Source organism: Mycobacterium sp. E3198 (genome assembly GCF_001667015.1).
Classification (GTDB): domain Bacteria; phylum Actinomycetota; class Actinomycetes; order Mycobacteriales; family Mycobacteriaceae; genus Mycobacterium.
On record NZ_LZIS01000239.1, the window covers coordinates 1 to 13,170 of the forward strand.

The 13,170-nt window shown below is 70.1% G+C and carries 15 protein-coding genes and 1 riboswitch; of the genes, 6 read left to right on the forward strand and 9 right to left on the reverse strand.

The features are described 5' to 3' along the window. The 3 genes from A5673_RS24375 to A5673_RS24385 all read right to left on the reverse strand — a co-directional run. The coding region (locus tag A5673_RS24375) for a PA domain-containing protein (protein ID WP_156748585.1) at nucleotides 1-877 on the reverse strand (877 nt) is incomplete at its 3' end. A gap of 11 nt (nucleotides 878-888) precedes the next feature. Next, on the reverse strand, nucleotides 889-1,314 hold the full coding sequence (locus tag A5673_RS24380; RefSeq protein WP_068238578.1) for a DUF2752 domain-containing protein: 426 nt from the start codon (nucleotides 1,312-1,314) through the stop codon (nucleotides 889-891). A 12-nt stretch (nucleotides 1,315-1,326) separates the two neighbouring features. Further along, nucleotides 1,327-1,659 (reverse strand): CD225/dispanin family protein, encoded by a 333-nt coding sequence (locus A5673_RS24385; protein ID WP_068238580.1) that lies wholly within the window; start codon nucleotides 1,657-1,659, stop codon nucleotides 1,327-1,329. A gap of 314 nt (nucleotides 1,660-1,973) precedes the next feature. Between A5673_RS24385 and A5673_RS24390 the strand changes: the two genes are divergently transcribed. Both A5673_RS24390 and A5673_RS24395 read left to right on the forward strand, forming a co-directional pair. Next, the gene (locus tag A5673_RS24390; RefSeq protein ID WP_068238582.1) at nucleotides 1,974-2,498 is read left to right on the forward strand and encodes a serine/threonine protein kinase; all 525 of its coding nucleotides are present in this window, start codon (nucleotides 1,974-1,976) and stop codon (nucleotides 2,496-2,498) included. Between the two features lie 88 nt (nucleotides 2,499-2,586). After that, complete coding sequence (locus A5673_RS24395; protein WP_068238680.1) at nucleotides 2,587-3,111, forward strand: serine/threonine protein kinase; 525 nt, start codon at nucleotides 2,587-2,589, stop codon at nucleotides 3,109-3,111. 4 nt (nucleotides 3,112-3,115) lie between these two features. Here A5673_RS24395 and A5673_RS24400 read toward each other — a convergent pair whose 3' ends face one another. From A5673_RS24400 to thiO, 4 genes are all read right to left on the reverse strand, one after another. After that, nucleotides 3,116-3,883 carry an SGNH/GDSL hydrolase family protein gene (locus tag A5673_RS24400; RefSeq protein ID WP_068238585.1) on the reverse strand — a complete coding sequence of 256 codons (768 nt, stop codon included), beginning with the start codon at nucleotides 3,881-3,883 and terminating at the stop codon, nucleotides 3,116-3,118. 9 nt (nucleotides 3,884-3,892) lie between these two features. Beyond that, the gene (locus tag A5673_RS24405; RefSeq protein WP_068238587.1) at nucleotides 3,893-4,696 is read right to left on the reverse strand and encodes a thiazole synthase; all 804 of its coding nucleotides are present in this window, start codon (nucleotides 4,694-4,696) and stop codon (nucleotides 3,893-3,895) included. Then, nucleotides 4,689-4,886, reverse strand: coding sequence for a sulfur carrier protein ThiS (gene thiS, locus A5673_RS24410; RefSeq protein WP_068238589.1), 198 nt, complete (start codon nucleotides 4,884-4,886; stop codon nucleotides 4,689-4,691). The genes A5673_RS24405 and thiS overlap by 8 nt, the downstream gene beginning before the upstream one ends. After that, complete coding sequence (gene thiO, locus A5673_RS24415) at nucleotides 4,883-5,890, reverse strand: glycine oxidase ThiO (RefSeq protein WP_068238682.1); 1,008 nt, start codon at nucleotides 5,888-5,890, stop codon at nucleotides 4,883-4,885. The genes thiS and thiO overlap by 4 nt, the downstream gene beginning before the upstream one ends. Continuing rightward, nucleotides 5,881-6,009, reverse strand: a riboswitch (TPP riboswitch). (Overlaps the previous gene by 10 nt.) 28 nt (nucleotides 6,010-6,037) lie before the next feature. Here thiO and thiE point away from each other — a divergent pair. After that, nucleotides 6,038-6,709, forward strand: coding sequence for a thiamine phosphate synthase (gene thiE / locus A5673_RS24420; protein WP_068238591.1), 672 nt, complete (start codon nucleotides 6,038-6,040; stop codon nucleotides 6,707-6,709). Here thiE and A5673_RS24425 read toward each other — a convergent pair. Then, nucleotides 6,681-7,313 carry an NUDIX hydrolase gene (locus tag A5673_RS24425; protein WP_068238594.1) on the reverse strand — a complete coding sequence of 211 codons (633 nt, stop codon included), beginning with the start codon at nucleotides 7,311-7,313 and terminating at the stop codon, nucleotides 6,681-6,683. The two genes, thiE and A5673_RS24425, sit on opposite strands and share 29 nt — an antisense overlap. 134 nt (nucleotides 7,314-7,447) lie before the next feature. Here A5673_RS24425 and glnX point away from each other — a divergent pair, with 134 nt between their 5' ends. From glnX to A5673_RS24440, 3 genes are read left to right on the forward strand one after another with little or no spacing between them, the layout of a single operon-like run. Further along, a complete protein-coding gene (glnX, locus tag A5673_RS24430) occupies nucleotides 7,448-8,767 on the forward strand; it encodes a protein kinase G-activating protein GlnX (protein WP_068238596.1) in 1,320 nt (439 codons plus the stop codon). Then, nucleotides 8,767-9,726: a glutamate ABC transporter substrate-binding protein gene (locus A5673_RS24435; RefSeq protein WP_068238598.1), complete on the forward strand. Its 960-nt coding sequence runs from the start codon at nucleotides 8,767-8,769 to the stop codon at nucleotides 9,724-9,726. Before glnX ends, A5673_RS24435 begins: the two co-directional genes overlap by 1 nt. Beyond that, the gene (locus tag A5673_RS24440) at nucleotides 9,726-11,990 is read left to right on the forward strand and encodes a serine/threonine-protein kinase PknG (RefSeq protein ID WP_068238600.1); all 2,265 of its coding nucleotides are present in this window, start codon (nucleotides 9,726-9,728) and stop codon (nucleotides 11,988-11,990) included. Before A5673_RS24435 ends, A5673_RS24440 begins: the two co-directional genes overlap by 1 nt. Nucleotides 11,991-12,307: 317 nt before the next feature. Here the strand turns inward: A5673_RS24440 and A5673_RS24445 are convergent, their stop codons facing one another. Further along, nucleotides 12,308-13,159: a hypothetical protein gene (locus A5673_RS24445; protein ID WP_068238602.1), complete on the reverse strand. Its 852-nt coding sequence runs from the start codon at nucleotides 13,157-13,159 to the stop codon at nucleotides 12,308-12,310. Nucleotides 13,160-13,170 lie beyond the last annotated feature (11 nt).

Here is a 13,170-nt window from a genome sequence, read left to right on the forward strand (position 1 = left end):
TTTCCAGGACGGCGGCCACGCCGGACCCGTTGTCGTTGATGCCCGGCCCCTCGGGCACGCTGTCCAGGTGCGCGCCCGCCATCACCACGTCGGTGGGCGAACCGGTCTTCGTCTGCGCGATCACGTTGCGGGCCTTGACGTTTTGGACGCTCGCGTTGAGCTTGATCGTGGTGGGCCCGGGCTGGGCGCGCAGCTGGATCCCGATGGACTTGGTGACGCTCAGCACCGGAATCTTCACGTGGGTGTCGGGCCCGAGGGTGCCGCCCATCTGCTGCTCGTCGACGTTGTCGGCGACGATCATCGCGACGGCGCCGCGCTGCGCCGCGGCATCCTCCTTCTGGGCGAACGGGCAGGTGCCGCGGTCCACCAGCACCACCGCGCCCTGCACCCGCAGCCCATCGAAGTCGGAGGCCTTACAGCCCGGGTCGTCGCCCGGCGGCACCGGCACCAGCGGCCCGCTCACCCCGTCGGGCGGGGTGCCGAGGCTGAACTCCAAGGCCCGGGCCTCCACGGCCGTGCCGCCGACCGTCAGCGCCGGCTTGTCGCCGTGGAACACCCGGGCCGAGAATTCGGGCGTCTGCACGTCGAAACCGCTGCCGCGCAACGTGTTAACCACGTAATCGACGCTGGCTTCGTAGCCGGGGGTGCCTACTGCGCGGGTGCCATTGTTGGCGTTGGCGATGTCCTGGAGTTTGGTCAGGTGCGCCATCATCGCGTCGGCCGTGACCTTGTCGTGCAGGGCGGTCGCGAACGAGGCCGCGGCGGGATTACCGGTCGCCGGATCCGAGCCGACGCAGCGATGAGAGCAACCGAGCAGGGATGCGGTCAGGGCGACCGCGCCGAGCACCGCCGGGATCGTCCGCGATTTTTTTACCATCGCGCCCAAGGTTAGACATACAGCGCGGTGAATGGCGCAAAAGGAATGTTACGCACCACAAACCAGACCGCCACCAGCAGCAGCGTCACCATCGCCGCCCAGCGCTGATGCTGCCAAGCTTGGACCCGCCGGCCCGTCACCCGGCCATAGGTCCAGGCCCCGTACGCCCACACCAGCAGCACCAGCGCCACCAGGCCCAGCGCGTTGAACCGGGCCGCCGCCGCCAGGTTGCCGTGCATCAGCGAATACAACATCCGCGCGGTGCCGCACCCCGGGCAGTCGATGCCCAGCAGCGCTTTGGTGGGACACACCGGCAGCGGTCCGCCCGGCGTGGTGGGGTCACCCACCCACGTGGCCGCGCACACCAAGGTCGTCGACGCGGCCACCAGGAGCGGCGCGCCCAGGGCGAACCGCACCGGCCGTTGGCGCGTAACCACGAGCGTCCGCGCTCAGAACATCGCGGAAATCATGGCCGCGCTGGTGTTGTCCGCGTTCATCCCGACCGCCACCGTGTAGATGATGGCGACGACAACCCAGACGACCCAGATGATGACCGACCAGATGACCCACTTGCGGGCGCTGGCGGCGGCCGCCTGCGCCTCCGCGTGCAAACCCTGTGCCCACATTCCATTGACTTGGGCGGCTTTCACGATCGCGACGATCCCGGTGATGGGAAAGCAGAATATCGTCGCCAAAATCGCCCACACCAAGTAGTTATTCGGCGCTTGCCCAACGGGCTGCTGCTGCGGCGGGTATCCCGGTGGCGGGGGTGGCTGTGTCATGGATTCTCCAGTCGCGAGTAGTTAACTGGCGTGAAGCGGTGCTTACCATACCCGAGCGGCGCGGCGACGGCACTATCTCGGCGAAATTCATTATTTGCGCATACCGGCCGAGCGGCGCGAATATGCCGGAAGGGGACGAAATAGGCTGGCCGTGAACCGCTTTGCCGTCCGGGCAGGACCGGCCATCCGCGAATAGATAGATGCCCAAACAGATAATTGCCAGCGGAATGTATTGCATAGACAGGACATAGCCCTACGATCCCTTTAGCGGAAGCATTGTTTCCGGTGCGCGACGCAATCGTTAGGAGCCAGGGATGCCTCATCTGAGCAAGGCGCTGCGAGCCGCGGCGGCCGCAGCGCTCGCGGGCGGTTTCGCGTTGGCCGGTGCCGCCGCGGCGGTCGCGGACCCCAACACCGGTAACCCGGCGGACGTCAACACGCTGGCCGCCTCTCTGTCCAAGGGCTACGGCCTCAACAACTGCACGCCCGGAAACATCGACGCCGGTGAACTGGCCGTGCTCACCTGCGGCCAAAACCCCGACCCCGGCGGCCCGGTCCAGGCGAGGTACATCCTCCTGAACAACGCCGACAGCCTGAACGGCTCGTTCAAGACCAGCATCAAGGACGACGTGTTGACCGCGTGCGGGGACAGCGGCCCATCGCCCACGACGTGGCATCAGGGCGGTAACAACGCCAACTCGGGATCCGTGGCGTGCGGCACCTACCAGAATGCCGCCGAGGTGATCTGGACCACGGACTCCAAAAACGTGCTGAGCCTCATCCGCGGATCCAACTCCGACGTCGCGGCGCTCTACCAGTGGTGGCGCGCGAACGGCTGACATCAACCATTGGGCCGATCTATTTCGGCAACGCGGCTCGAAACATGCTCGGGTTCCTTGATTTTCCCACACGATGAAGGAGTTCAGAATGTCCCCTCTCACCAACGCGCTGCGGGCCGCGACGGCCGTGGCGCTCATGGGCGGCTCCGCCCTCGTCGGGGAGGTCACGGCGACCGCGGACCCCGGCACCGGCAGCTCGGACGACATCAACACCCTGGCCGGAGCGCTGTCGAAGGGCTACGGCCTCAACAATTGTCAAGCGGCGCCATTGTCGGGTCCCGTTCTGGCCGAACTCGATTGCGGGCAAAACCCCGATTCCGACGGACCGGCCGCCGGCGTCTACCAACTGTTCAACAACGGCAGCGACCTGGCCGCCGCGTTCACCTCCGGCATCAACGGTGTGTCGCTGAGCCCGTGCGGTGACAATGGCCAATCGCCGGGCACCTGGCACCAGGGCAGCACGGGCGCGACGGCGGGGCAGGTGGCGTGCGGAACCTACAAGAACGCCGCGGTCATCACCTGGACCACCGACGCCAAAAACGTGTTGAGCCACATCCGGGCGTCCAACACCGACGTCAACGCGCTCTACCAGTGGTGGCGCACCAACGGCTGACGCTCTACAGTTGCGCGGCAACCAAATCCGCGACCGCACGCATCCCGGCGCCGTTGGGGTGCAGCGGCGCCGGCCGCCCGGGCAGCGGCACACCGTATCGCGCGGGCGTGGTGGTCCACGGCTCGGCCGACCACGCGTGGTGTTGCCGGCTGGCGTCGGCGGCACGGACGATTTCGCATCCGGTCGCGGCGGCCGCGTCGGCGGTGGCGCGTTCGAGCGTGGTGGCGACATGGCGGCCCAGGTCGGCATCCGCCTGCGGCAACGGCGGCGCCGGCGCACCCGCGGGCGGCAGGATCGTCAGGTAGTCGACGAACAACACCCGGGCGCGTGGGGCGCCCCGGCGCACCGCGGTGCCGACCGCGCACAACGAATCGGACACGTCGGCCAGCGCCCGATCGCGCGCGTCGCGGTCCAGCAATCCGGAAATGAGCCCGCCCAGCAGTGGCAGGCCGCGGACCGCGCGCGGCAGCGCGGCGGCCATCAACAGCGGCACGTAGCCGACGTCGTTGCCGCCGATCGTCACCGTGACCAGGCTCTCCGATCCATCCAGCGCCGCGACCTGCGGCGGCCGGCCGTGCTGATGTTCGGCGAGCACGTGGCCGGTGGTGGCGCCGGAAAAGGTGACGTCGACCAGCTCGAAGTTCAGCCGTTGGGCGACCAGGTGCGGGTAGTTGCGGGCCGATCGGCCCGACCACCGCGGCGCCCCCGCCGCGCGGGGCCTGATGCCGGGGCCGGCGGCCATCGAACTGCCCAGTGCGACATAGCGCTTCATCGACTGTGCCTAATTGCCCGGCTCCTCAGCGGCCCACTGCGCGGGCCGCATCGTCGCCCGGTCGGGGCTGGACGCCTGCGCCCAGAACCGCTTCGGGATCCGCCCGGCGCGCCGCGCCAGATGGCCCGCGGTGACGGCGGCGGCCATCGCCGCGGCCATGGCCGGCGGGTCGGCGGCGCGGGTCACCGCGGTGGCCAGAAGCACGGCGTCGCAACCCAATTCCATGGCCAGCGCGGCATCGCTGGCGGTGCCGATGCCGGCGTCGAGCACCACCGGGACGCCGGCCCGCGCGACGATCATCTCGATGTTGTGCGGGTTGGTGATGCCCAGGCCGGTGCCGATCGGGGCGCCCAGCGGCATCACCGCCGCGCAGCCGGCGTCTTCCAGCCGACGGGCCAGCGCGGGGTCATCGTTGGTGTAGGGCAGCACGACGAACCCGTCGTCGACCAATTGCTCTGCCGCCCGCACCAATTCGACCGCGTCGGGCAGCAGCGTGCGTTCGTCGGCGATCACCTCGAGCTTGACCCAGTTGGTGTTCAGCGCCTCGCGGGCGAGCTGCGCGGTGAGCACCGCCTCGGCGGCGCCGCGGCAGCCCGCGGTGTTGGGCAGCGGCGTGATGCCCAGGCGGCCCAGCAGGTCCAGCAGCCCGGTCCCGCCCTCGGCGTCCACCCGGCGGATCGCGACGGTTGTCAGCTCCGTCCCCGACGCGACCAGCGCCTCCTCGAGCACCGCCAGGTTCGTCGCTCCCCCGGTGCCCATGATCAGCCGCGAGGCGAAGCTGCGGTCCGCGATCGTCAGTTTGGCATCAGCCACCTTGCACCGCCGTCACCACCTCGAGTCGGGCACCGTCGAATAATGTTGTGGCCCACCGCGACCGCGGCAGCACCGCCAGGTCCATCGCCACCGCGATGCCCCGCTCGGGGAAGCCCAGCGACTCCAGGAGCGCGGCGACGGTGGTCCGCTCGTCGACCTCGACCTGCTGCTCGTTGACCGTGACGATCATGAGTGGGCCCCGACCGGGAGGAGTTCGGACACGATCTGTTCGGCGGTCCACGGCGCCAGCAGGAAGCCGGACCGGCCGTGGCCGGCGGCGACCAGGGTGCGCTCGTCCAGGCGTTGCACGATGGGCAGATTGTCGGGTGTCATCGGGCGCAGCCCGGCGGCGCACTCGGCCAGTTCGTACTCCCCCAGCGCCGGCAGCACCGCGCACGCGTCATCGAGCAGGTCACGCACCCCGGACACCACCGGCGCGGTGTCGCGTCCGTGCTCGTACTGGGTGGCGCCGACGACCGCCCCGTCCGGGCGCGGCACCAGGTACACCTGGCGTCCGTGCACGCGGGCACGAATCACCCTGCGTGGCAACGGCATACACCCCTTGCGCCAGCGCAGCCGCAGCACCTCGCCCTTCACCGGGCGCACCGGCAGGCCGGGCCACAGCGTGGGCGCGTCGACGCCGTTGGCGATCACCACCGCGTCGGCCGCCACCCGCGCGAGGTCGCGCACCGGCCCAGCCCAGGCCACGCCCAGGCGCTCGCAGGCCGCGCTCAGCGCGTCGAGCACGGCGCGGTTGTCCACGGCCAGCTCGGTGGGCGCCCGGAAACCGTGCCGGATGCCCTGGGCCAGCAGGGGTTCCACGTCGCGCGCGGCCGACTCCCAGACCACCGGGTGCCCCTGCTGCGACAACCAGTCGGCGACGGTGCGCAGGTCCGCGACGTCGGCCCGGTCGACTGCCACCACCAGCGACTCGCGGGCGGTGACCACCTCCGGCGGCAGCCCGTCCAAATAGCCGCCTTCGCGCCACAGCCGCAGCGATTCGAGGCCCAGCCGCAGCAACCGCTCCTCGCCCGGCCAGCCCTCGCTGTGCGGGGCGAGCATGCCGCCCGCGACCCACGACGCGCCCGCATCGCCGGTACGGTGCACCCGCACCGACCAGCCGGCCTGCGCCGCGCGGCGCGCCACCGACAGCCCGATGACCCCGCCGCCCACCACGGCGAGTGAATGTGGCATCTGCTGCTCCCTTCGCCGGCATGACCCGGATCAGGTGTGACGGTAAGGGCAGGTCCAGTTGTTCTGGCTGTGCCCACTCTCAGCCCCGCCGGCAACCCGGGGCTCCCGTGCTCTTCGGAGTCCACGCTAGCGCGATACCGTCGCGCTGTGCACCAACCGGCTTCCCGTCTCGCCGCGGCGAGGTTGTATCTGTGTACCGACGCCCGCCGCGAGCTGGGCGACCTGGCCGAGTTCGCCGACGAGGCCCTGGCCGGCGGGGTCGACATCGTCCAGTTGCGCGACAAGGGGTCGGCCGGCGAGCGGCTGTTCGGGCCGCTCGAGGCGCGCGACGAGCTGGCCGCCTGCGAGATCCTCGCCGAGGCGGCGCGCCGGCACGGCGCCCTGTTCGCGGTCAACGACCGCGCCGACGTCGCCCGCGCGTCCGGCGCCGACGTGCTGCACCTGGGCCAGCGGGACCTGCCGCTGCGCGTGGCGCGCGAGATGGTCGGGCCAAACACGGTGATCGGGCTGTCCAGCCACGATCCCGGGCAGGCGGCGGCCGCCGCCGCATCCGAGGCCGACTACTTCTGCGTCGGGCCGTGCTGGCCCACCCCGACCAAGCCGGGCCGCCCGGCGCCGGGCCTGCAGCTGGTGCGGCTGGCCGCCTCGCTCGCCACCGACAAGCCGTGGTTCGCGATCGGCGGCATCGACGCCGAGCGGCTGCCCGACGTGCTCGGCGCGGGCGCGCGACGAGTCGTGGTGGTGCGGGCCATCACCGCGGCCGCGGACCCGCGGGCCGCTGCCGAACGGCTCAGGTCGGCGCTTGCAGCAGCGAGCTGATGCGGCGGCTCAGCTGCGACGGCTCCTGGCCGGCCTCACCCGGCATGCACCACACGAACACGCCGGCCTCGATCTCGAGGGTGCGCGGCAGGTACTTGCGCCGTTCGTCGCCGTGGTCCAGGTGCACCAGCGCCGGCGCGGTCCGCAGCCGCTGCCAGCTCGCCGCGAAACCGGGATGCAGCGGGAGGTCGGCCACGTCGCTCTCGGCGACCCAGCGCATCTCGGCGCTTTCCCGGTTGGGGACGGTCTGCAGCAGCTCGGCCGCGTCGGCGACAACGGTGGTGTAGCTCCAACGGGTGCCACCGATGCCGGACACCTCGGCGGTGACGACCGTGGCCCGGACGGAGACCAGGTCGGCCAGCAGCCCGGCCTCCTCGTGCGCCTCGCGGACCGCGGTCTGCTCCGGGGTCTCGTGGCTGTCCCGCGCGCCGCCGGGCAACCCCCACGTGCCGCCCTGGTGGCTCCACACCGCCCGGTGCTGCAGCAGCACCGCGGGCGTGCCGTCGGGCGCGGGGGCGCGCAACAAGAGGCCGGCCGCCCCGTAGCGGCCCCAGTAGTGAGCGCCGCTGTCGGATACCACCCATCCGTCACCGTCGCCGTGCACGTGATCAGGATATGCAGGAGATCCGCCCGGTCAATCGGGTCGCCTCCCCCCATCCGGGCGAACATTCTCTTAGAATTCGCTTATTCGGGTTCGTGCGGCGAAATTTGGGGCCTAGAGATGAGGGCTGAGCAGACGTGACGGTTGAGCTGGCGCACCCGTCGACCGAGCCGAAGGGGTCGCGGTCGCCGGCCGAACCCGCCCACCCCCGGTGGTGGTTCATCTCCACGACGCCGGGGCGGATCCTGACCATCGGCATCGTGCTCGCCGCGCTCGGCGTCTCCAGCGCCTTCGCCACCTCGACGACGATCAACCACCGCCAGCAGGTGCTCTCCACGGTGCTCAACCACACCGAGCCGCTGTCGTTCGCCGCCGGGCGGCTCTACACCACGCTGTCGGTGGCCGACGCGGCGGCGGCCACCGCGTTCATCGCCCAGGCCGAGCCGCGCCCGGTCCGGCTGCGCTACGAGCAGGCCATCACCGACGCCGCGGTCGCGGTGACCCGGGCGTCGAGCGGGCTGACCGACGAACCGCTGGTGCAGTTGCTGGGCCGACTCAACGCCGAATTGGCGGTCTACACCGGGCTGATCGAGATCGCGCGGACCAACAATCGGGAGGGCAACCCGGTCGGGTCGTCGTACCTGTCGGAGGCCTCGGGGCTGATGCAGTCGAGGATCCTGCCGGACGCCGCGCAGCTCTACCAGGCGACGTCGGAGCGGGTGGACAGCGAGACCACGGCGTCCACGCATTTCCCGGCCCCGGTGATCCTCGTCGTCGCCAGCACGGTGGTGTTCGGCGCGTTCTCGCATCGCTGGCTGGCCCGGCGCACCAGGCGCCGGATCAACCCGGGGCTGGTCGTCGGCGCGCTCGGTATCCTCGTCATGGTGGTATGGGTCGGGACCGCGCTAACCATCTCCACGACCGCGAGTCGTAGCGCCAAGGACACCGCCGCGGAGTCCCTGCGGACCGTCACCAACGTCGCCATCACCGCCCAGCAGGCGCGGGCCGACGAGACGCTGTCGCTGATTCGCCGCGGCGACGAGGAGATGCGCAAGCAGTCGTTCTACGACCGCATCGACTCCATGCACTCCCAGCTCGAGCAGTACCTGTCGCGCAGCGACGCCGTGGACAAGCCGGACCTGCAGGGCGCCGATCAACTGCTGGTGCGCTGGCGCCAGGCCAACGACCGGATCAACTCCTACATCTCCGTGGGCAACTACCGGGCGGCCACCCAGGTCGCGCTGGGCAGCGGCGAGGACGACTCGACCCCGGCGTTCGACAAGCTCGAGGACGAGTTGGGCAAGGCCATGGACCAGAGCCGCACCCACCTGCGCAACGACGTGATCAACGCGCGCAGCGGGCTGTCCGGCGCCCAGGTGGGCGGCGTGGTGCTGTCCCTCGGCGCCGCGATCGCCCTCGCGCTGGGCCTGTGGCCGCGGTTGAAGGAATACCGGTGATGAGGCGCTACCTGGGCGCGCTGGCCGCCGCGGTCGTCCTGGCCGGGTGCGGCCACACCGAGACGCTGACCGTGGCCACCGTGCCGACGCTGCCGCCGCCCACGCCGGTCGGCATGGAGCAGCTGCCGCCGCAGCCGCCGGTGCCGCCCGACGATCCCAGCCAGGGCTGCAACGCGACCGCCAGCCTGCGGCCGTTCGGAACCAAGGCCGAGGCCGACGCCGCCGTCGCCGACATCCGGGCCCGCGGCAGGCTGATCGTCGGGCTCGACATCGGCAGCAACCTGTTCAGCTTCCGCGACCCGATCACCGGCGAGATCACCGGCTTCGACGTCGACATCGCCGGCGAGATCGCCCGCGATATCTTCGGCGCCCCGTCGCACGTCGAGTACCGGATCCTGTCGGCGGACGAGCGCGTCACCGCCCTGCAGCGCAATGAGGTCGACGTCGTGGTCAAGACCATGACGATCACCTGCGAAAGGCGCAAGCTGGTCAACTTCTCCACCGTCTACCTCGACGCCAACCAGCGTATCCTGGCTCCGCGTGACTCGCCGATCGCCAAGGTGGCCGACCTGTCCGGCAAGCGCGTCTGCGTGGCAAAGGGCACCACGTCGCTGCACCGGATCCAGCAGATCGACCCGCCACCGGTCGTCGTGTCCGTGGTGAACTGGGCCGACTGCCTGGTGGCCATGCAGCAGCGCGAGATCGACGCCGTCAGCACCGACGACTCGATCCTGGCCGGGCTGGTGGAGGAGGACCCCTACCTGCACATCGTGGGGCCGAACATGGCCACCCAGCCCTACGGCGTCGGCGTCAACCTGAACAACACCGGCCTGGTCCGGTTCGTCAACGGCACGCTGGAACGGATCCGCCGGGACGGCACGTGGAACACGTTGTACCGCAAGTGGTTGACGGTGCTCGGACCCGCACCCGCCCCGCCGACGCCGAGGTACGTGGACTGATGGCCGAGCTGGATCACACCGAGCAGCCCGGCGCCGACGACGGCGCCGCAGCCCCGGACACGCAGGGCGGTCCGGTGACCGGGCGAATCCAGGCCACCCAAGCGCTGTTCCGCCCCGACTTCGACGACGACGAGGACGACTTCCTCATCCCGGGGATCGACACCGACGCGCCCGAACGGATGACGGTGGCCACGCGCGTGCTCCCGCCGACGCGGCAGCTCGGCGGTGGCCTGGTCGAGATCCCGCGCGTGCGGGACATCGATCCGCTCGAGGCCCTGATGACCAACCCGGTGGTGCCGGAGTCCAAGCGCTTCTGCTGGAACTGCGGGAAGCCGGTCGGCCGGTCGGGCGCCGAGGGCAAGGGCGAGTCGGAGGGCTGGTGCCCCTCGTGCGGCAGCCCGTATTCCTTTTTGCCGCAACTGAATCCGGGTGACATCGTCGCCGGCCAATACGAGGTCAAGGGCTGCATCGCGCACGGCGGCCTGGGTTGGGTCTACCTGGCGCTCGACCACAACGTCAACGACCGCCCGGTGGTGCTCAAGGGCCTGGTGCATTCGGGTGACGCCGAGGCGCAGGCCATCGCCATGGCCGAGCGGCAGTTCCTCGCCGAGGTGGTTCACCCGCAGATCGTGCAGATCTTCAACTTCGTCGAGCACACCGACGCGAACGGGGCCCCCGTCGGCTACATCGTCATGGAGTACATCGGCGGGCAGTCGCTCAAGCGGGCCCTCAAGGACGGCAAATCCGAGAAGCTGCCCGTCGCCGAGGCGATCGCCTACCTGCTGGAAATCCTGCCCGCGCTGACCTATTTGCACTCCATCGGCCTGGTCTACAACGACCTGAAGCCGGAGAACATCATGCTCACCGAGGAGCAGCTCAAGCTCATCGACCTCGGCGCGGTGTCGCGGATCAATTCGTTCGGATACCTCTATGGCACACCGGGTTTCCAGGCGCCCGAGATCGTGCGGACCGGCCCGACAATCGCCACCGACATCTACACGGTGGGCCGCACGTTGGCGGCGCTGACCCTGAACCTGCGCACCCGCAACGGCCGTTACGTGGACGGTCTGCCGGACGACGATCCGGTGCTGAAGAACTACGACTCGTTCGGCCGGCTGCTGCGGCGCGCCACCGACCCGGACCCGCGGCGCCGGTTCTCCACCGCCGACGAGATGTCCGCCCAGTTGATGGGCGTGCTGCGCGAGGTGGTCGCCCAGGACACCGGGATACCGAGACCCGGCCTGTCGACGGTCTTTTCGCCCAGCCGCTCGACGTTCGGGGTGGACCTGCTCGTCGCGCACACCGACGTGTACCTGGACGGGCAGGTGCACTCTGAGAAGCTGACCGCCAGGGAGATCGTGACCGCGCTGCCGGTGCCGCTGGTCGACCCGACCGACGTCGCGGCGCCCGTGCTGCAGGCGACGGTGCTGTCCCAGCCGGTGCAGACGCTGGACTCGTTGCGCGCGGCCCGACACGGCTCGCTGGACGCCGACGGCATCGAGGTGGCCGAGTCGATCGAGCTGCCGCTGATGGAGGTCCGCGCGCTGCTGGACCTCGGCGACGTGGCCAAGGCCACCCGCAAGCTCGACGACCTGGCCGAGCGGGTCGGCTGGCGGTGGCGGCTGGTCTGGTACCGGGCCGTGGCCGAGCTGCTCACCGGCGACTACGACTCCGCCACAAAGCATTTCACCGAGGTACTGGACACCTTCCCCGGCGAGCTCGGGCCCAAGCTGGCGCTGGCCGCAACGGCAGAGCTCGCCGGCAACACCGACGACCACAAGTTCTACCAAACCGTGTGGAAGACCAACGACGGCGTGATCTCGGCGGCTTTCGGGCTCGCCCGGTCGCTGTCGGCCGAGGGCGATCGCGAGGCCGCGGTGAGCACCCTGGACGAAGTGCCGCCCACCTCAAGGCATTTCACCACCGCGCGGCTGACCAGCGCGGTGACCCTGATGTCCGGCCGGTCGACGGGTGAAATCACCGAGGAGCAGATCCGCGACGCGGCCCGCCGCGTGGAGGCGCTGCCGCCGACCGAACCACGCGTGCTGCAGATCCGCGCCCTGGTGCTCGGCGGCGCGATGGACTGGCTGCAGGACAACGAGGCCAGCACCAACCACATTCTTGGTTTCCCCTTCACCGAACACGGCCTGCGCCTGGGCGTCGAGGCGTCGCTGCGGAGCCTGGCCCGCGTCGCGCCCACCCAGCGGCATCGCTACACGCTGGTGGACATGGCAAACAAGGTGCGGCCGACGAGCACGTTTTAGGCTGTGCCGTGCGCTGCGGCCCCCGTCGCGAGCGTGAGTCCTGGTCTTTGCGTGTGCATTCAGGGATTCGCGCGTGCGTTGAGGGCGGGAAGATCGCCCCGACGTCGCCGCGGGCTCACACTGGAAGCCGTCAACGCACGGTCAAGTCCGTCAGCACACGTGGCGGCCGTTGACCACACCGGGCCGCTGATGAGTTTGCGTGTGAATCGATGGCTTTGGGTGTGAATCCTGGGCTTGAAATTCGCCCGGATCCTGCGCTGTGTTCACAACCAAAGCCGCAGGTGCACAATGAAAGCCAAGGAATCGCGCTCACCTCGTCAGTGCGCCGCCCAACCCCGTTCCAGCAGCGCCAATCGCACCCGGCGCACGACACTGGCGCGGGGATCCTCGGCGACGACCCGGACGATGAGCCAGCCCATCCGATCAAGCATCTCGAGGCGCTGAATGTCGTAGACGTGCCGCCGCCGGTCGGTCTGGTGTTGCTCGCCTTCATATTCGACGCCGACCATGTACTGTTCCCAGCCCGCGTCGATGTGAGCGACGGGAATGCCGTCCGCGCCCAACACCGGTATCTGGGTCTGCGGCCGCGGGAATCCCGCTTCGATGAGGAGCAGCCGAAGATAGCTCTCCCTGGGAGACTGTGCGCCCGCATCGACGAGTTCGAGCGCGGTCTCCAACCGCCGCAGACCCGGTGAGCGCGGGTGGCGCCGCGAAACCCGCAAGACGTCCTCGACCTTGAAACCCGTCGCGGCCGCCAGCGCATCCAACCGCGCAACGGCCGAGTGAATCGCCCCACCGCGCCCGATGTCGAACGCCGTGCGCTCCGGCGTGGTGACCGACCGGCCGCCCATCGGCTGAGCTTCACCGTCCAACAGCACGCAGCGGCGGGTCAGGACGCCGCGCGGCGGCCGGGAGTTGACGCAGACCAACTCGACCGGGACGTCATGGGGAACCCACTTGGTGCCGTGCAGCGCCGCGGCAGCCGCACCCGCGATGGTCGCCCTGCCTCTCGACCACAGCCAAGCCGCGGAGATGCGCTGTTCCAGGGAGGGCTGCGCCGTCGTCGGCAGGTAGACGTCGGGCAACAAGGCGCGGTAGCGCGTCCGCAATTGATGGCGGTTCAACGCGCCCGACCCCAATGCCTCGCTGCCGATAAATGGTTCGCTCATGCGCCGCAGAG